The 18,847-nt window shown below is 68.9% G+C and carries 15 protein-coding genes; 6 read left to right on the forward strand and 9 right to left on the reverse strand.

Annotated features, from left to right (window positions below):
* Window positions 1–69: 69 nt before the first annotated feature.
* Window positions 70–1,293 carry a glucose-1-phosphate adenylyltransferase gene (glgC, locus tag FN821_RS11265; protein ID WP_131172702.1) on the reverse strand — a complete coding sequence of 408 codons (1,224 nt, stop codon included), beginning with the start codon at window positions 1,291–1,293 and terminating at the stop codon, window positions 70–72.
* 161 nt (window positions 1,294–1,454) lie between these two features.
* Here glgC and glgA point away from each other — a divergent pair, with 161 nt between their 5' ends.
* Complete coding sequence (gene glgA / locus FN821_RS11270; RefSeq protein WP_131172703.1) at window positions 1,455–2,648, forward strand: glycogen synthase; 1,194 nt, start codon at window positions 1,455–1,457, stop codon at window positions 2,646–2,648.
* 86 nt (window positions 2,649–2,734) lie between these two features.
* Here the strand turns inward: glgA and FN821_RS11275 are convergent, their stop codons facing one another.
* The 4 genes from FN821_RS11275 to dapE all read right to left on the reverse strand — a co-directional run bounded on the left by FN821_RS11275 (window position 2,735) and on the right by dapE (window position 5,387).
* Complete coding sequence (locus FN821_RS11275) at window positions 2,735–2,902, reverse strand: DUF3117 domain-containing protein (RefSeq protein ID WP_131172704.1); 168 nt, start codon at window positions 2,900–2,902, stop codon at window positions 2,735–2,737.
* An 81-nt stretch (window positions 2,903–2,983) separates the two neighbouring features.
* Window positions 2,984–3,331 carry a DivIVA domain-containing protein gene (locus FN821_RS11280; RefSeq protein WP_131172705.1) on the reverse strand — a complete coding sequence of 116 codons (348 nt, stop codon included), beginning with the start codon at window positions 3,329–3,331 and terminating at the stop codon, window positions 2,984–2,986.
* Window positions 3,328–4,065 carry an LOG family protein gene (locus FN821_RS11285; protein WP_131172706.1) on the reverse strand — a complete coding sequence of 246 codons (738 nt, stop codon included), beginning with the start codon at window positions 4,063–4,065 and terminating at the stop codon, window positions 3,328–3,330. Before FN821_RS11285 ends, FN821_RS11280 begins: the two co-directional genes overlap by 4 nt.
* 206 nt (window positions 4,066–4,271) lie before the next feature.
* A complete protein-coding gene (gene dapE / locus FN821_RS11290) occupies window positions 4,272–5,387 on the reverse strand; it encodes a succinyl-diaminopimelate desuccinylase (RefSeq protein ID WP_131172707.1) in 1,116 nt (371 codons plus the stop codon).
* A gap of 191 nt (window positions 5,388–5,578) precedes the next feature.
* Here dapE and dapD point away from each other — a divergent pair, with 191 nt between their 5' ends.
* Both dapD and FN821_RS11300 read left to right on the forward strand, forming a co-directional pair.
* Window positions 5,579–6,502 carry a 2,3,4,5-tetrahydropyridine-2,6-dicarboxylate N-succinyltransferase gene (gene dapD, locus FN821_RS11295; RefSeq protein WP_131172708.1) on the forward strand — a complete coding sequence of 308 codons (924 nt, stop codon included), beginning with the start codon at window positions 5,579–5,581 and terminating at the stop codon, window positions 6,500–6,502.
* Between the two features lie 3 nt (window positions 6,503–6,505).
* Entirely contained in the window at window positions 6,506–7,345 is an 840-nt protein-coding gene (locus tag FN821_RS11300; RefSeq protein ID WP_131172709.1) for a hypothetical protein, read from the forward strand.
* Between the two features lie 63 nt (window positions 7,346–7,408).
* Here FN821_RS11300 and dapC read toward each other — a convergent pair whose 3' ends face one another.
* Together dapC and tkt are read right to left on the reverse strand one after the other, a co-directional pair.
* Window positions 7,409–8,518: a succinyldiaminopimelate transaminase gene (gene dapC, locus FN821_RS11305; RefSeq protein ID WP_131172710.1), complete on the reverse strand. Its 1,110-nt coding sequence runs from the start codon at window positions 8,516–8,518 to the stop codon at window positions 7,409–7,411.
* A gap of 49 nt (window positions 8,519–8,567) precedes the next feature.
* Window positions 8,568–10,640: a transketolase gene (tkt, locus tag FN821_RS11310; protein ID WP_131172711.1), complete on the reverse strand. Its 2,073-nt coding sequence runs from the start codon at window positions 10,638–10,640 to the stop codon at window positions 8,568–8,570.
* 372 nt (window positions 10,641–11,012) lie between these two features.
* On the opposite strand from tkt, the gene sqr reads away from it, so the two are divergent.
* From sqr to FN821_RS11325, 3 genes are read left to right on the forward strand one after another with little or no spacing between them, the layout of a single operon-like run.
* Window positions 11,013–12,533, forward strand: coding sequence for a type III sulfide quinone reductase, selenoprotein subtype (sqr, locus tag FN821_RS11315; protein WP_131172712.1), 1,521 nt, complete (start codon window positions 11,013–11,015; stop codon window positions 12,531–12,533).
* A gap of 14 nt (window positions 12,534–12,547) precedes the next feature.
* Window positions 12,548–12,865: a TusE/DsrC/DsvC family sulfur relay protein gene (locus tag FN821_RS11320; protein ID WP_131172713.1), complete on the forward strand. Its 318-nt coding sequence runs from the start codon at window positions 12,548–12,550 to the stop codon at window positions 12,863–12,865.
* 14 nt (window positions 12,866–12,879) lie between these two features.
* Entirely contained in the window at window positions 12,880–13,482 is a 603-nt protein-coding gene (locus FN821_RS11325) for a DsrE/DsrF/DrsH-like family protein (protein ID WP_131172714.1), read from the forward strand.
* Window positions 13,483–13,550: 68 nt separating this feature from the next.
* Here the strand turns inward: FN821_RS11325 and FN821_RS11330 are convergent, their stop codons facing one another.
* Together FN821_RS11330 and pulA are read right to left on the reverse strand one after the other, a co-directional pair.
* Window positions 13,551–15,365 carry an ABC transporter ATP-binding protein gene (locus FN821_RS11330; RefSeq protein WP_241660231.1) on the reverse strand — a complete coding sequence of 605 codons (1,815 nt, stop codon included), beginning with the start codon at window positions 15,363–15,365 and terminating at the stop codon, window positions 13,551–13,553.
* A gap of 91 nt (window positions 15,366–15,456) precedes the next feature.
* Entirely contained in the window at window positions 15,457–18,132 is a 2,676-nt protein-coding gene (gene pulA, locus FN821_RS11335) for a pullulanase-type alpha-1,6-glucosidase (protein ID WP_131172716.1), read from the reverse strand.
* Window positions 18,133–18,847 lie beyond the last annotated feature (715 nt).

Here is an 18,847-nt window from a genome sequence, read left to right on the forward strand (position 1 = left end):
GACGCGTTGGCGTCCAGCCAGACACGAAACCGGCCCCCGCTGAGCGGGGGCCGGTTCGTCGTTTCTGACCTACTGGGCGTGAACCCGGAAGCCCTTCGGGACCACCGTGATGCCCCCGTCACTCACGTAGAACCCGCGTGACACGTCGGCATCGCGGTTGACGCCGACTTCGGCGCCGTCCTCGACGACGACGTTCTTGTCCAGGATCGCCCGGCGGACGACCGCGTTGCGGCCCACCTTCGCGCCGGAGAAGAGCACCGACTCCTCGACCTTCGCCCACTTGTCGACGACCACCGCGGGGCTCAGCACCGAGCGGTCGACGTCGCCGCCGGAGATGATGCAGCCGGCCGAGACGATCGAGTCCTCGGCCGTCCCGCGCAGGGTGAACTTCGCCCCGGGCAACTGCGACTGGTAGGTGAAGATCGGCCACTTGCGGTTGTAGAGGTTGAACTCGGGGTCGACGCTGACCAGGTCCATGTGGGCCAGGTGGTAAGCGTCGATGGTGCCCACGTCGCGCCAGTAGTTGCGGTCCTTCTCGGTCGAGCCGGGCACGTCGTTCTTGGTGAAGTCGTAGACATACGCCGTGTCCTTGGCAACGAAGTAGGGCACCACGTTGCCGCCCATGTCGTGCTTGCTGGACTCGTCCTCGGCGTCCTTGCTCAGGCACTCGACGAACGGCTTGGCCGAGAAGATGTAGTTGCCCATGGAGGCGAAGGACTCGTCCGGGCTGTCGACGCAGCCCGGCGGGTCGGCCGGCTTCTCCAGGAACTCGGAGATCTTGCCGGACGCGTCCGAGTCGATGATGCCGAAGGCGGACGCCTCGCTGCGGGGCACCCTGATGCCCGCGACCGTGAGCTCGGCACCGGACGCGATGTGCGCCTCGAGCATGGCGTCGACGTCCATCCGGTAGATGTTGTCGGCGCCGAAGACCACGACGTAATCGGGCTCGTCGTCGATGATCAGGTTCATCGACTGGAAGATCGCGTCGGCGCTGCCCTGGTACCACGACTTGCCGGTGCGCTGCTGCGCCGGCACCGAGGTGACGTAACTGCCGAGGAGGGTCGAGAACCGCCACGTCTGCGAGATGTGGCGATCCAGCGAGTGGGACTTGTACTGAGTCAGGATCGCGATCTTGGTCAGACCTGAGTTCGCGATGTTCGACAAGACAAAGTCAATCAGGCGGTAGGTGCCACCGAAGGGCACTGCGGGCTTCGCGCGATCGGCCGTGAGAGGCATGAGGCGCTTGCCCTCACCACCGGCCAGCACAATCGACAAGACGTTGGGTCGGTCCATAACCGTGAACCTAGTGTGCTTCGACGGTCAGCGACAGCCGAATTCGGAAATGAGACGGCTCCCGGGAAACTCCTGGCAACGACCACCGCCGGCCAGGCGAGGCGCGGCGCAAGTCGGGCGTTCTCCTGTCCCTCGTTGCCGCCATGTGGAACGATCCGGGCATGCGCGTTTCGATCCTCACCAGGGAATATCCCCCACACATCTACGGCGGCGCCGGCGTCCACGTCGGTCAGCTCGTCCCCCAGCTGCGCAAGTTCTGCGAGTCCGTCGACGTCCAGTGCATGGGTGAGCCGCGCGAGGGCGCGACCGCTCACGCCGAGAGCTATCCCGAGGGCGCCAACGGCGCGCTGCGGACGTTAGGCGCGGACGTCTCGATGGCGGCTGCCGTCCCCGAGGTGGACGTGGTGCACGCCCACACTTGGTACGCCCAGTTCGCCGGGATCATCACCGGACGCCTCCAAGACATCCCGACCGTCGTCACGGCCCACTCACTCGAGCCGGATCGTCCGTGGAAGGTCGAGCAGCTCGGCGGCGGCTACCGCGTCAGCTCGTGGATCGAGAAGACCGCGTACGCCGAGGCGGACGCCGTCATCGCCGTCTCTGCGGCGATGATCAAGAACATTCAGGACGCCTACCCGTTCGTCGAGCGGGAGCGCATCCACGTGGTCAAGAACGGCATCGACCCCGACGAGTTCTGCCCGGACCCGGCCACCGACGTGATCTCCGGTCTGGGCGTGGACCTGACGAAGCCCATCGTCACCTTCGTCGGACGCATCACGCGGCAGAAGGGCCTGATCCACCTGGTCCGTGCGGCGCGGGCGTTCGACCCGGACACCCAGGTGCTGCTGCTCGCCGGCGCCCCCGACACCCCCGAGATCGCCGCAGAGTTCGACGGCGCCTTCGCGGAGTTGAACAAGAGCCGATCGGGCGTGACGTGGGTGCAGGAGATGCTGCCGCGCGCCGCCGTCCGGCAGGTGCTGACCCATTCGACGCTGTTCGCCTGCCCGTCGATCTACGAGCCGCTGGGCATCGTGAACCTCGAGGCGATGGCCTGCGAGATCCCCGTGGTGGCGTCCGCGGTGGGCGGCATCCCCGAGGTCGTCGTCGACGGCGAGACCGGGCTGCTCGTGCCCTACGACCCGGCCAAGGCGTCGGACGCCGCCTACATCGCCGACTTCGAGGCCGAGTTCGCCGCCAAGGTCAACGAGCTGACGCGCGACCGCGAGCGGGCGCGCGCCATGGGTCTGGCCGGACGCCAGCGCTGCATCGACGAGTTCAGCTGGGAGAAGATCGCCCAGGAGACGGTTGCCGTGTACCAGGCCGCGATCGCCCACCATGAGGCGAAGAAGGCCTGAGACCACGTGAAGCGCCGGCCCCGGGTCATGGACCCGGGGCCGGCGCTTCGTCTTGGTTGGAGCCTGTCAGCTCACGAGGGACGCCGTCAGCCGACGATCGCCTTGAGAGCTTCCAGGAGCTCGGTCGCCTCGGCGGCGTTCATCTCGATCACGAGTCGGCCACCACCCTCGGCCGGGATACGCATGGCGATCACCCGGGATTCCTTGGCAACCTCGATCGGACCATCACCCGTTCGCGGCTTCATCGCTGCCATCGCGCTACCTCTATTCTCTCGCCCGTGGGCGATCCGCTTGCGTTGTAGAGATCACCATTATCGCAGACGGGCAAGGGTGGTTCAGTCAGGGCGTCCGGCGGGGCTGGCCTCGCCGTCCTCGAAGGTGTCGACGCTCCCCCACACCGACGGACGCGACGGCGTCCGATCTGCCTGCCACTGGCGTGCGGCGTGGTGGAGCAGGTGGTCCACCTGTTCTTGGGAGTAGCCCCTCAGCGACGTCGCAAACCGCGCCTGCCTGAGATCGGTCGGGCTCAGTTGGCGGTCGGGCAGTTGCATGACGAACTGGTCGACCACCGCGGGGGGCATCTCGCCGAAGCGTCCGGCCCCGGCCAGAGCGGCGCCGAGCAGCACCAGGGCTGCGAAGGCCGCGAACGTGCCGAAGATGATCCACTGCTCGGGTGTGGTCATGACCGCAGCTTCCGGGATTGGGCCGACAAGAACGCGACCGCCTCGTCGACGTCGTCGGTGATGGTGAACAGGTCGAGGTCGGCGGGGCTGAGGCAGCCTTCGGCCGAGACCGTTTCGCGTAGCCAGGTGACCATCGGCGTCCAATAGTCGCGGCCGTACAGGACGATCGGGAACGACGTGATCTTCTTGGTCTGCACGAGGGTGAGCGCCTCGAACAGCTCGTCCAGCGTGCCGAAGCCGCCGGGGAAGGCGACGAAGCCCTGGGCGTACTTCATGAACATGACCTTGCGCACGAAGAAGTAGCGGAAGTTGATGCCGAGCGTCACGTACTCGTTCATCGACTCCTCGAAGGGCAGCTCGATCGCGAGCCCGACCGAGGTGCCGCCCGCCTCGAAGGCGCCCCTGTTGGCGGCCTCCATGAGGCCCGGACCGCCGCCGGTGATCGTGGCGTAACCGGCTTCGGCGAGGGCGCGTCCCATGCGGACGGCGTCGTCGTAGTAGCGGGCGCCCGGCTTGGTGCGGGCCGAGCCGTAGACGGTGATGGCGGGTCCGAGGTCGGCGAGCGTCCCGAAGCCGTCCACGAACTCGGCCTGGATGCGCAGGACGCGCCAGGGGTCCGTGTGGACCCAGCCCGTCTCCCCGCGGCTCTCCAGCAGCCGCTGGTCGGTGGTCGTCGACTGAACCTGTCCGTGACGACGGACGATCGGTCCCTGGCGCTGCTGGCTTCGACTCATGGCGCGAGACTAACGCGGACGCGTGTCGCGCGGGTGAACGTCAGCCGTACCAGGCGGGTTAGGCTTCCGGGCGTCTCGACCCTTCGAGAAGCTCAGCGACGGCCCTACGACAAGCTCAGGAACCGTTGGCTGAGCTTGTCGAAGCCCAAGCTCAGGAACCGCCCTTCGACAAGCTCAGGGACCGCTGGCTGAGCATGGTCGAAGCCTCAACCGCTCAGGGACCGCTCATCGACAAGCTCAGGAACCGCTAGCTGAGCTTCTCGAGGCCTTGACGCGAGCCACGCCGCAAGCGCGTCCCGGCAGGTGTATAGCTCGTCGATCGGGCAGAACTCGTTGTCGGTGTGGGCGAGACCGGCGTCCGCGGGACCGTAGTTCACCGCCGGGACGCCGAGGGCGGCGAAGCGGGCGACATCGGTCCAGCCGTACTTGGGGCCCGGCTCGCCGCCCACCGCGGCCAGGAACTCCTGTGCCGCCGGCAGGTGCAGTCCGGGTCGCGCTGCGGGCGAGAAGTCCGTGTAGTGCAGGTCGTAGCCAGCGAAGACCTCGGCGACGTGCGCGCGGGCGTCCGCCTCGTCGCGATCGGGCGCGAAGCGGAAGTTGACGGTGACGACGCAGCGGTCCGGGATGGTGTTGAGCGCGACGCCGCCGCTGATCCAGGTGGCGTTGAGGCCCTCGCGGTACTCGAGGCCGTCGACGACGACGGTGCGCGGCTCGTAGGCGGCGAGGCGCTGCAAGATGGGCGCGGCGTCGTGAATGGCGTTGTGGCCCAGCCAGGCGCGTCCGGAGTGGGCGGTGGTGCCGGTCGTCGTGATCTCGAAGCGGCTCGTGCCCTGGCAGCCGCCCTCGACGCGCGCCGAGGTGGGCTCCATGAGGACGGCGAAGTCGGCTTCGAGAAGCTCCGGACGCGTCCGCGCGAGGCGTCCGAGGCCGTTCAGATCGCCGGCGACCTCTTCGTGGTCGTAGAAGATCCAGGTGATGTCGTGGCGCGGCTCGGTCAGCGACGCGGCCAACCCAAGGGCCACCGCGACGCCGCCCTTCATGTCGCACGCGCCGCGGCCGTAGATGCGTCCGGACTCGCGACGGCTCGGCAGGTTGTTCTTCACCGGCACGGTGTCGAGGTGCCCGGCGATCGCGACGCGGCTGGGGCGTCCGAGGTGGGTGCGGGCGACGACTGCGTCCCCATCGCGCAGGACGTCGAGGTGGGGGCATCCGCGCAGGGCTGCCTCCACGGCGTCCGCCAACTGCCGTTCATTGCCGCTGACAGATTCGATGTCGACGATCGTGGCGAGCAGGTCGGCAGGGTCCGCGGTGAGGTCGAGCATGGCCCTGAGCCTAACGCCGCCCGCTCGGACGCCGGCCGCCCCGCGCGTCGTGGCTGCACAATGCCCATCCGGGTCGGACAATCGCAGCCATGACGTCATGGCCCCCTCCGTGGAGAGGCCTGACGGAGTCCGGCGCCGCGAACAAGGGGCCCCGAGCGGAGCTCCTCAACCCCTTCGGTAGGCTCGGACGCATGACTCGCACCGCCTGGGGCTGGGGCCTCGCCACGATCGCTGCGTCCTCGACCGTCCTGGACGTCTGGTACCCCGATCCGCAACTCGGCGGTGAGCCGTCCGCCGAGGCGCCCTCGTCGCTGACCGCGCTGGCACGCACGGACGCCGTCCGTCGCGTCGAAACCAAGGTCGTCTGCACCGTCGCAGACCTGGACGCTCCCCCCGCCGACGCCGCCGACGCGTACCTGCGCCTGCACCTGCTGTCGGCCCGACTGGCGGCGCCTCGGTCGATCAACCTCGACGGCATCTTCGGACGCCTCAGCAACGTCGTCTGGACGTCGGCGGGTCCGTGCGCGGTCGAGGGTTTCGAGGAGGTCCGCCTCGCGCTGCGCGCCGCGCACGGCCACGTCACGGTCTTCGGCGTCGACAAGTTCCCGCGGATGGTCGAGTACGTCGTGCCTAGTGGGGTGCGTGTCGCGGACGCCGACCGCGTCCGGCTGGGCGCCCACCTGGCCGAGGGCACGACCGTGATGCATGAGGGCTTCGTGAACTTCAACGCGGGCACGCTGGGGGCGTCCATGGTGGAGGGTCGCATCTCGGCGGGAGTCGTCGTCGGCGACGGCACCGACGTGGGCGGTGGGGCGTCGATCATGGGCACGCTGTCCGGCGGCGGCAAGGAGCAGATCTCCCTCGGCGAGCGTTGCCTGCTCGGTGCCAACTCAGGCGTGGGCATCTCGCTCGGGGACGACTGCGTGGTCGAGGCTGGGCTCTACGTGACGGCGGGCACCAAGGTCCGGCTGCCGGACGGACGCGAGGCGAAGGCGTCCGAGCTCTCGGGGGCGTCCGGGCTGCTCTATCTCCGCAACTCGGTGACCGGCGCCGTCGAGGTGCGTCCGCGTCAGGGGCAGCAGGTCGAGCTCAACGCGGCCCTGCACGCCAACTAGCCCATGCGCCCGCGCACCCTCATCGCGGCGCTGGTCGCCCTAGCACTACTCGGCGCGGTGGCGTTCGGCGGCTACACCCTGCTGAACATGCTCACCAAGCAGGCGCTGCCGTGGACGGACCACTGCGCCGCCACGTCCGGTGACTGGACGGTCCGGCTCGATCCGGCGCAGGCTCGCAACGCCGCGATCATCGCGGGCGTCGCCGGACGCCGCGGGCTGCCGACCCAGGCTGTCACGATCGCGCTCGCCACGGCGTACCAGGAGTCGGGCATCCGTAACCTGGACTACGGCGACCGGGACTCGCTCGGTCTCTTCCAGCAGCGTCCGTCGCAGGGCTGGGGAACCGCCGCCCAAGTCCAGGACGCCTACTACTCGTCGAACGCCTTCTACGCCGCGATGGTGCAGGTCAAGAACTGGCAGACCATGGACGTCGGCGACGTCGCGCAGGCTGTGCAGCGATCGGGCTTCCCAGACGCCTACGACAAGCACGTCACCAACGCGGGCGTCCTGGCCAATGCACTGAGCGGGGCGGCGCCGGCGACCTTCTCGTGCTCGTCGCGGGCGACGGCGACGGCTGATCCGGCGGGGCTGAAGCAGGTCCTAGTGGCGACGCTGTCGAAGAAGGCGGTCGTGGACTCGGCAGGGACCACGGTCACCGTGACGATGCCGGACGCGACGGCCGCCTGGTCCGCGGCGCACATTGCGATCGCGTACGCCGACACCTACGGCGTGAAGTCGGTCGCCGTCGCCGACAAGACCTGGTCGACCGGACTCATGGGCGGTTCTTGGGGTACGGCGTCGACTCCGGCCAAGGCGAATCAGGTCGTGATCACGCTGGCCTAGTTCTTGGCGGAATTGATATCGCCCAGCGAGACCTATTCCGCCAACAACGGACGCGACCGCCCGTCAGACCGACTGCCTCAGCCTGGACGCCGCCGCCTCGATGCGCTCGTCCGTCGCCGTGAGCGCGATACGGACGTACTGATCGGACGCCGTGCCGTAGAAGTCGCCGGGCGCGGCCAGGATGCCCAGCCCCGCCAGAAAGTCGATCGTCGCGCGGCAGTTCCCGCCGCGGGTCGCCCACAGATAGAGCGAGCCCTGGGAATGCTCGATGGTGAAGCCGGACGCCTCCAGCGCGGGCCGGAGGATGGCGCGACGCCGGAGGTAGCGGGCTCGTTGCTCGTCGACGTGGTCCTGATCGCCCAGCAGCGGAACCATCGCGTCCTGGATGGGCCCGGGCACCATCATCCCGGCGTGCTTGCGCGCTTCGAGCAGCTCGCCGACGATCGTCGCATCGCCCGCGACCCAGCCCGCCCGGAAGCCGGCGACGTTGGACCGCTTCGACAGCGAGTGCACCGCCAGCAGACCGTCGTGGGTCGGGCCGCACACGTCCGGGTGGAGCACCGAGACGGGCTCGGCGTCCCAGCCGAACTCGCCGTAGCACTCGTCGGAGGCCAGCACCGCGCTGACCGCGCGGGCGGCGTCCACCCAGGACTTCGTGTCGGACGCCGACAGGATGGCCCCGTGCGGGTTGGCCGGGGAGTTGATCCAGACGAGCTTGGGGCGCAACGCGGCGAGGCGTCCGGGGTCGTCGCAGGCGACCGGAGTCGCGCCAGCCAGGCGCGCGCCGACCTCGTAGGTCGGGTAGGCGATCTCCGGGAAGACCACCACGTCGCCGGCCCCGAGCCCGAGCAAGGTTGGCAGCCAGGCGACGAGCTCCTTGGTGCCGATGACCGGAAGGACGCCGGCATCCGAGAGCCCGGACGCGCCCCAACGGCGTCCGAGGTAGTCGACGATCGCGGAACGGAGTGTCGGCGTCCCCCAGGTCGTCGGGTAGCCGCCCCAGCGGGCACCGGACGCCGCGAGGGCGTCCAGCGCCAACTGCGGCACGGGATCGACTGGGGTGCCGACCGAGAGGTCGCAGAGGCCGTCCGGGTGGGACGCCGCCAGCGACTTGGCGTCAGCGATCGTGTCCCACGGGAAGTCGGGAAGGCGTGCGGACAGCGGGCCGGTCATGCGGATGCTCCTGGCGGTCGGGTTCGGCTCACCCTACCGGCCCCAGCTCTCAGCCCAGCAGGCCCTTCGCCTTCGCGACGACGGCGTCCGCGGTGATCCCGAACTTCTCGTACAGCAGGGCACCGGACGCCGAAGCGCCGAAGTGATCCAGGCCCACCGAGGCGCTCTTGCAGCCGAGGATCTCCTTCCAGCCCACGACCGTGCCGGCCTCGACGGAGACCTTCGCGGCGGCGTCCGGCAGCAAGGCTGAGCGGTAAGCCTCGTCCTGGCCCAGGAACCACTCGACGCACGGCATCGACACGACGCGGGTCGGGACGCCCTCGGCCTCGAGAGCCTCGCGGGCCGCAACGGCGATCTCGACCTCGGAGCCGGTCGCGACCAGCACGACCTTCGGCTCCGCGGACGCCTCGGCGAGCGTGTAACCGCCCTTCGCGACGCCCTCGGTGCCGGCGAACTGGCCGGAGGTGCGGTCGAAGGTGGTGAGGTCCTGGCGAGACAAGATGATGCCCGCTGGCTGCCGGTCGGCCAGGATCTTGAGCCAAGCGGCGGTGGTCTCGTTGGCGTCCGCGGGACGGACGACGTTGAACCCCGGGATCAGCCTCAGGGACGCCACGTGCTCGATCGGCTGGTGGGTCGGGCCGTCCTCGCCGACACCGATGGAGTCGTGCGTCCAGACGAACGTCGACGGGATGTCGGACAGGGCCGCGAGGCGGGCCGTCGGCCGCATGTAGTCGGAGAACACCAGGAAGGTGCCGCCGTAGCAGCGGGTCAGGCCGGTGAGGTTGATCGCGTTGACGATGCCGCCCATCGCGTGTTCGCGGATGCCGAAGTGCAGCACGCGGGCGTCCGGGCCGGAGCCGGGCGTCCAGTCGTGGGAGCCGCGCTCTTCGGGCAGGAAGGACTTCGCGCCCTCGATCGTGGTGTTGTTCGAGGACGCCAGGTCGGCTGAGCCGCCCCACAGTTCGGGCATGACCTTGCCGAGGGCGGTCAAAACCAGTCCGGACGCCTTACGCGTCGACATCGTGCCGGCCGGGAACGCGGCGACCGCAGCGGCGGCGTCCTCGGGGAGGCGTCCGGAACGGACGCGATCGAGCAGCGCGGCTTGGGTGGGGTTGGCCTGTCGCCAGGCGGCGAAGCGGGCGTCCCAGTCGGCGCGGGCGGTCTTCGCGCGCGTCGCAACGTTGTCGCGGGTGTGGGCGACGACCTCGGGGGCGACGTCGAAGGACTTGTCGGGGTCCATGCCCAGTTCGGTCTTGAGGGCGGCGATCTCGGGGGCGCCCAGGGCCGAGCCGTGGACGGAGTGGTCGCCGGCCTTGGTGGGCAGAGGCCAGCCGATGATCGTGGTGACCTTGATGAACGACGGGCGGTCGGTGACGGCCTTGGCCGCCTCGATCGCGGCGTAGAGCTCGCCGACCTTCTCTTCGTAGGTCGTGAAACCGTTCGTGAAGTCGACGTGCTGGGTGTGCCAGCCGTAGGCGGCGTAGCGGGCCTCGACATCCTCGGAGAAGGAGATCTTGGTGTCGCCCTCGATCGAGATGCGGTTGTCGTCGTAGATCAGGATCAGGTTGCCCAGGTTCTGCGTCGCGGCCAGCGAGGACGCCTCGGACGCCACACCCTCCTGCATGCAGCCGTCACCGGCGATCGTGTAGACGAAGTGGTCGAACACCGACGTGCCCGGCTCGGCGGACGGGTCGTACAGCTCGCGCTCGCGGCGAGCGGCCATCGCGAAGCCGACGGCGTTGGAGATGCCGGCGCCGAGGGGTCCGGTGGTGCACTCGATGAACTTGGTGTGGTGAACCTCGGGGTGGCCCGGCGTCTTCGAGCCCCAGGTGCGCAGGGCCTCGATGTCGGTGAGTTCGAGGCCGAGGCCGCCCAAGTAGAGCTGGGTGTACTGGGTGAGCGAGCTGTGGCCCGCGGACAGCACGAAGATGTCGCGTCCGAGCCAGCGGTCATCGGACGGGTCGACGTTCATGACCTTCTGGTAGAGCAGGTACGCCACGGGCGCGAGCGAGATCGCGGTGCCCGGGTGGCCGTTGCCCACCTTCTGGACGGCGTCCGCCGCCAGCACGCGCGCGGTGTCGACCGCCCGCTTGTCGAGTTCTGTCCAGACCAGCTCGGTCATCGATGACCCTCTCTTCTTCGGTGATGCTGCGCGCTCGGTGGGCGGGACGACTGCTGGTTTGAGCCGGCGTCGCCCGTTGCCCGACGCCCTCAGGCTAGTGCCCCCGTCCGACAGTCGAGAAGTGTGGCCATGGGTTGCCGCGCGGACGCCGTAGGCAGCGACCTCGCTCGCCTCCTGTCGGCTCCCACGAAGCCGAGGTTCGTCAGCTGCGCCGACGTCCGGACCTCGGCATACGCGACGGAGTTCGGCCCCGTGCCCGGGCGCTCTGGCCCAGGCGCGCTTCGGCCAGATCCCGACGAGGTTCCTCAATTCACCCTCACACCCGATACCCCATGGGGTATCGTGGAGCCACGCCGCAACCGAGGAGTTTCGATGAGGAAACTGGTCATTCTGGGCGGGGGCACCGCAGGCACGATGGTCGCCAACAAGCTGCGCGCCGCGTCCACCCAGGCAGAACTGAGCATCACCGTCGTCGACCAGGACGACGCCCACCACTACCAGCCCGGCTACCTGTTCTTGCCGTTCGGGCAGCTCGCCCCCGGCCAGATCGTCAGGTCGCGCCACTCGTTCATCCCGGACGGCGTCGACCTGGTGCTGTGCGGCGTCGAGAAGGTGGACGCAGGAGCCAAGACCGTCCACCTCCGCAACGGACGTGAGCTGACCTACGACACCCTGATCATCGCCACCGGCGTCCAGCCGCGCCTCGAGGCCACCCCAGGCGGCGACGGACCCGAGGTCGGCAAGAGCGTCCACCAGTTCTACGACCTGCCAGGCGCCGAGGCGCTCCAGGAGGCCATGCGGACCTTCCAGGGCGGACGCCTCGTCGTCCACATCACCGAGATGCCCATCAAGTGCCCGGTGGCGCCGCTGGAGTTCGTCTTCTTGGCCGACAGCTACTTCAAGGACAAGAAGATCCGTAAGAAGGTCGACATCACCTACGTCACCCCGCTGGACGGCGCGTTCACCAAGCCGGTCGCGTCGCGCGAGCTGGGCGACGCCCTCAAGTCCCGCAACATCGCGCTCGAAACCGACTTCGCCATCGCCGAAATCGACAACGAGACCCGCGAGATCATCAGCTTCGACGAGCGGCGCATCCCCTTCGACCTGCTGGTCACCGTGCCCCTCAACATGGGACCCGACTACATCGCGGCGTCCGGGCTCGGCGACGAGATGAACTTCGTCCCCTGCGACCAGGGCACCATGCGCTCACTGGCCGATCCCGACATCTTCGTCCTCGGCGACGGCGGCACCCTGAAGACCTCCAAGGCCGGCTCCGTCGCGCACTTCGCGGTCGACATCTTCATGGAGAACTGGCCGCAATACCTCGCCGGCCAGCAGCTCACCCACAACTTCGACGGCCACGCCAACTGCTTCATCGAGTCCGGCGGCGGCAAGGGCATGCTGCTCGACTTCAACTACGAGACCCAGCCCTACACCGGCGAGTTCCCGCTCCCCGGCATCGGACCCATGAGCCTGCTCAAGGAGACCCGCGCCAACCACTGGGCCAAGGTCGCGTTCCGCTGGGTCTATTGGAACCTCCTCATCACCGGCAAGCCGCTCCCCTTCACCGCCGACATGTACCTCATGGGCAAGAAGATCGAAGACACGGCGTCCGGCACCTCCACCCCGGACCTCCTGAAGGGCCTGGCGTCCACCATCATTCGGACGCCGGCGCGCCTGTTCGGCTCCCTGCCGAAGGCCAAGCCCGCACCCGGGCGTCCTACCGTCGCCCGACCCACCTCCGTGGCCGCGCCCAAGGCGTCCGGACCGAAAGTGAATCCCAAGGCGGCGGCCGCGTTCGAGGCGCTGCCGGAGTACGTTGCACAGCAAGGAATCGACTCGACGGCCGATCCAGCAACGGTGCTGCCCGACCCGATCGTTCCCAAGTTCTGACAAGGAGAAATGCCATGCCCACCACGATGATCGGCGGACGCCCCATCGACGTCAACGACGAGGGTTTCCTCACCGACTACGCCCAATGGGACGAGGACCTCGGCAAGGTCCTGGCCGGCTACGCCGGCGTGGACGAGCTCACCGATGAGCACTGGAAGGTCATCCGCTTCCTGCGCGCCGACTTCCCGGCCCGCAAGGAGACCGCGACCCTGCGCCGCGTGGCCAGCGTCGGCGGCTTCGACATGAAGAACCTCTTCGTCCTCTTCCCGGGCAAGCCGGCCAAGAAGATGAGCTACATCGCCGGACTACCCAAGCCCAAGGGCTGCGTCTAACAAAGGAGCTAGACATGACCGACAACCCGATCATCCCCGATTTCGGCGGCCCCAAGGCGGACGCCCCCAAGGCTGACAAGCCCAAGGGGGCCAAGGCCGTCGCCGAGGCCGCGCCCGCGGCGTCCGGTGAGGCGAAGCCCCGCAAGATGGTCTTCATCGCCTCCAAGGGCAACCTGGACATGGCCTACCCGGCCCTGATCATGGCCAACGCGGCGCTCGGCGAAGGCGTCGAGACGCACATCTTCTTCACGTTCTGGGGCTTCGACCTGGTCACCGAGCGGACGATGGACCACCTCAAGTTCTCGATGCTCGGCAACACGGCCATGCACCTGCCTCAGGTGCCGAAGATGCCGATCCCGCAGCTCCTGGGCGCGCTCCCCGGCGTGACGGCCGGCACGACGCTCTACATGAAGAAGACGCTCGACAAGCTCGAGATCCCCTCGGTGCGCGAGATGCTCGACATCATCGTCGCGTCCGGCGGACACCTGTGGGGCTGCAAGCTGAGCTTCGACATGAACGGGCTCAGTGAAGACGACCTCTACGACGGCGTCGAGGCAGTCATCTCCGCGACCGACTTCATCGAGCTCTCCGAAGGCGCGCAGGTCATCTTCGTCTAACCCTTCGACAAGCTCAGGGACCACCCTTCGACGAGCTCAGGGAACGACGACCGAGTTGTCGAAGCCCGCTACTCCTGGACGCCGCCGCGGGAGTCCCCGTGGGCGAGAGCGGCGTACGCGCCGCCTTGGGCGATGAGTCCCGCGTGCGTGCCGCGCTCGATGACGCGTCCGTGGTCGAGGACGACGATCTCGTCGGCCCCCGCGATGGTGCTCAGCCGGTGCGCGATCGTCACCGTCGTGCGGCCCACGATCAGCCGGTCCAGCGCCGTCTGCAGCTCGCGTTCAGTCTCGTTGTCGAGGGCGCTGGTGGCCTCGTCCAGGATCAGGACGCGCGGGTTGCCCAGCAGCGTCCGCGCGACCGCGATCCGCTGGCGCTCGCCGCCGCTGAACCGGTGCCCGCGCGCTCCGACCACGGTCTCCAGCCCGTCTGGCAGGGCCCGGACGACCTCGTCCACTTGCGCGGCGTCCAAGGCGGCCCACAGCTCGGCGTCCGTGGCATCCGGCTTGGCCTCGCGCAGGTTCTCGGCGATCGACGTGTGCGCCAAGTAGGTCTCCTGAGTGACGACGCCGATCACCCGGGCGAGGTCGGCGGGGGCGATGTCGCGCAGGTCGACGCCGTCGATGGTGATGCGGCCTGCCGTGGGGTCGGCGAGCCGCACCAGCAGTGCGCCGACCGTCGACTTCCCGGACCCGGTCTCCCCCACCAGCGCCAGCGTCTCGCCGGGCGACACGTGTAGGTCGACGTCGACGAGGACGTCCACGTCGGCGTCCGGATACCGATAGCTGACGCCGGAGAACCGCACCTCGCCGCGGACGCCGTCGCGCGGGAACGGCACCGGGTTCGCCGGCGGCTGGACCTCGACGGGCAGGTCCAGGTAGCCGAAGATGCGGCTCATCAGGGCCAGCGAGCCGATCCACTGCGCGCCGACGTTGAGCAGGCCCATGATCGGACGGAAGATCGCCCCTTGCAGCGCCGTGAACGCCACGAGCGTGCCGATCGAGATGCCGCCGGACGTCTGCGGGAACCCCGCGGCCAGGTAGATCACCGCCGGGATCGCCGCGAAGATCACCTGCATGAGCGCCATGCGCCAGCGTCCGGCGAGCTGGGAGCGATAGTCCAGTTCGCTGAGCTGCTCGGACGCCGCCGCGAACGCCTCGACGCGGCGTCCGGACGAGCCCAGCGTCTTGGCAAGCAACGCGCCATTGACGCCTAGGCCCTCGTCCACCTGGGAGTGCAGGTCGGCCAGTGTCCGCTGCCGCTGGCTGATCAGGTCACGCCTCACCAGGGCCACGCGCCTCGTCACCCACACCGCCGGCGGCAGGATCGCCAACGAGATCAGTGACATCCGCCAGTTGAGGGCCACCATCGCGACGCCGGTCGCGACGGCCGTCGTCAAGTTGGACGCGATGGAGGTCGCCACGGTCGTCATCACGCCCTGCATGCCGGCGATGTCCTGCAGCAGGCGCGACTGGATCTCGCCGCCGCGCGTCCGCTTGAAGAAGGCCATCGATTGGCGCTGCAGGTGCTCGAAGACCCGCACCCGCAGATCGTGCATGACCCGGTTGCCCATCCGCGTCGACAGCACCGTCTGGGCCACTCCCAGCAGGGCTGTCAGCGCCGCGACGCCGACCATGCCGCCTGTGTCGAAGATCAGCAGCTGCGTGTTGGACGTCGGGAGGGCCTCGTCGATGACGCTACGCAGCAGGAACGGCTGCGCCAGGCCGACAACGGACGCCGCCACAACCGTCACCAGCAGCAGGGCCAGCTTCGCGGTATGGGGACGGAACAGCTCCAGGATCCGGCTGGCGGGCACGGGCGACTCGGCCAACTGGGCGCGATCGGCGGCGTCCACCTTCCGGGCGGCCCGGTCGGGTCCGCCCATGCCCATGCCCATCCCTAGCTCGCTGATGGCTCCCCCGTCCCGTTGCGCCGATTCACTGTCGGTTGGACGCTAGCGCGGGCGTCCAATCTCGTTAGCCGCGACGCTCGACAAAGACCGCGACGGTCCGTCCGGGTACGCGGAAGGCGCCTGCTTCGTAGAACGTCGTCTTGACGATCGGATCAGCCCCGCCCTGCTGCACCGGATGCAGCTCCCACGCCCCTGGCAGTGTCTCGACCACCTGGCGCACCGGCCAGGTCGCCGCATTGAAGACGACGGCGATGCGGGCGAACTGCGCATCCACCGGACGCCCCACCGTGTCGTCCAGCACCATCACGATCACCCCCGGGATCTGCGCCCAGGTGCCCGAGACCGGGAACGTGACCTTCGCGCGGATCGCGGCGGCGTCCCCCAGCCTGAACAGCCGCGAGGACGAGCGGAGCCGCAGCAGGTCGAGCGCCTGGGCGTGCGCGGCCCGCATGTCGCCCGGCGCCGGCTTGAGCTGCGGCATGGCGAGCAGCGGTCGGAGGTAGGGCCACTTGTCGACGTTGTTGGACGCCGGCGGTAGGCCGCGCCCGAAGCCGTTGTCGGTCAGCGAAAAGTCCAGCAGGTTGAACCAGTCGCCGGAGTCGTAGCTGTTGCGGTCCAGCGACTTGCTGCGCAGGAAGTCGGACCCGGCGTGCCACATCACCGCGCTCTGGCCGAGCGTCGGGAAGGCGAGGCACACCGTGTTCATCCGCACCCGGTCGGCCATGGTCGTCGTAACGGGCAGCTTCAGCGTCAGCGCATCGAACAGCGTCTCGTTGTCGTGAGCGTCGACGTAGTTGACGACGTCGGCCGGCGTATCGGCGTACCCGGCCGGACCACCGTTGTAGTCGACCTTGTCGCCGCGCAGTGGGGTCGCGTAGCGCTGCGACGTGAACGTGTAGTCGCGGAGGGTACCGGCCAGGCCGAGCTGGATCAGATCGGCGTCGTGCAGCAGGCGGTCGCCCTGGTCGAAGCGGTTCCCGTTGCCCTGGGACGCGTTCGGCGCAGTCGCGAGCCCCGTCCCGAAGCCCTGAAGGCGCGGATCGGCGTCGAACGGACCACCGCCGCGGACGGCGTCCCGCATGCGGTCGGAGAAGGTCGCGACGCCCGTGCCGCCCAGCTGACCCTGGGACGCCTGCACGAAGAGCGCGTTGTCGGCGACCTCGCCGAAGATCCAGCCCTCGCCGTACATCGTCACCTGGCGTCCGTCGACGCCGTCGCGCTCGATCGTCAGCGCGTCGAGGGCCGCGCGCACCTTGAGCATGTTGGCCCGCGAGTGGTGACCCATCAGGTCGAACCGGAACCCGTCCACCTTGTAGTGCTTCGCCCACAGCACGCAGGCGTCCACCATCAGCTTCTCGGCCATCCGGTGCTCGGTCGCCACGTTGGGGCAGCAGGTGGACGTGTAGACGTCGCCGACGGCGTCCAGTCGGTGGTAGTAGCCGGGGACGATGCGGCCCAGGACGGAACTGGCCGACTGCCCGGCGGCGTTGGTGTGGTTGAAGACCTGGTCGAGGACGACCCGCAGACCCAGGCCGTGGATCGCGCCGATCATCTCCCGCACCTCGCGGATCCGACCGCCGCCCTCGACCGCGCCGGGCGTGGCGTAGCTGCCCTCCGGAACGAAGGAGTGCCACGGGTCGTAGCCCCAGTTGAAGCTGCGATGCAGGTTGTTCTCGCGGAGATAGGCCTGCTGACGATCGGAGTCCGGGGCCATGGTGCCGAGCAGCGAGAGGTCCAGCGGAGACTGGCGTCCGCGATGGTCCTCGCTGGAGGTGAAGTCGAAGATCGGCATGAGTTGGACGGTGTTGAGGCCTGCCTCGGCGAGTCGGCGCAGGTGACGCGTCCCGGCGCTGTCCTGGGTGAAGGCCCGGTAGGTGCCGCGGAGGTCGGGCGCGACGCTGGCGTCCGAGATCGAGAAGTCGCGCACGTGCAGTTCGTAGCTGACCTGGTCGACGGGGGTGGCGAGGGTCGGCTGGGGCTGGTCGAGCCAGGGCTGCGGAGCAAGGGCGGGATCGTCCAGGTCGACGATGACGGAGGCGGTGGAGTTCTCCGCCAGGGCCACCGAGTACGGGTCGGTGACCCGCGTGGTGACGACCCGCTGCAGTCCCGGGTCGAACACCGTGACCGAGTAGAGGTAGCGGCAGCCCGTCCAGCTGGGCTCTCCGGTCACCGACCAGCAGCCGTCGGGCTCGCGCGTCAGCCGGAGCACCGCCGGTTCGGCGTCCGGCGGATCGTTGGGTCCGATGAGAAGGAGGGAGGCGTCCAGCGCCGTCGGCGCCCAAACCCGCAACGTTGGGACGCCGTCGGCGAAGGTCAGTCCGAGGTCGGCTCGGGCGGCGTCCGCGTAAACCTCGTCGAGGACGCCGGCGAGCTGGACGCCGCTGGCGTTGATCAGCCGCCCCGAGGGTTGCTGGACGACGACCACGACCTGGCCGCGCAGGATGGTGTCGAGGTCGAGGTCGGCGGGGACGTCCAGCACGACCGCATCCCGGGCGGCGGGGAAGCGCGCCGCCAAGGACCGCGGAAGCGGCGTGCCCGCGGGTCGCAAGGGTGCCGAGCTCCAGGGCCACGGTTCCGACGCCCACGGATCGATGCCGGCGGCCGGCGACCAGTGCAGGCGCCAGTCGAGGTCAGTGGGGCGCAAGCCGTCCGGGAGCGCGCACGGGGGCCAGACGATCGTGCGCCGCGCGAGCCAACGTGCCTGGCTCTTCGACAGGTCCGGGGACGCCTTCGAACTCACAGTGGTTTCCCCTTGTCGGACGCGAAACGCTGCGTCACATCATGCACCCATTCCTGCTCGTGTCAGGCGGGTCGGCGTCCCGCGTGGCGGGGGCGTCGGCGCGACCCGCAAGGGCGCGATCAGAACTGGTCGCCGTCCTGGGCGCAACGACGGCCCAGACCCCTCGGCAGCCGGCGTCCCGCACGTAGGCCGAAACGGGTGGCTGACTGCACGACCGCAGGAATTCATCGTTTAGCGAGGTGGCCGCCCTCGATTCCGGGCTCGACCCCGGGTCGACACGCTTTGCATGCGATTGTCCTTATCTTTTCCGCGCAATCGGCCGGGAAATGCTTCGAGCGGCGGCACTAGGGTGCGAAACGTCGCCAACCCGTCGCTCGACACGCGGGGCATCTCAACGCGCCCGGGAGGCCAGGAGCGCAGCACGGATCCGTTGAGCCGAAGGTAAACGGCTGGTGAACGCCACTCCCACTACGCCGTACGTGCCGGCACGGTGAAGGCTGACCTGACTGTTCAGGAATGGGAAATTATTCCAGCATTTGCATAAGAACTCTCACTTGCCCTGACGCCGAAATTTCTCCGAGGGGGGTAGTACTACCCCCCTAGACAGGGGCGTCACGAATGCTAGTGGCCCGTGTTTGAAGTTGTCTGACGGTTGGCTTTCTTGAGGATGTCGTCGGCGGTTTTGGTCCACACGAACGGGTGGCAGCGGTCGTTC

Origin of the sequence: Propioniciclava tarda, from assembly GCF_900182665.1 — a bacterium.
GTDB lineage: Bacteria > Actinomycetota > Actinomycetes > Propionibacteriales > Propionibacteriaceae > Propioniciclava > Propioniciclava tarda.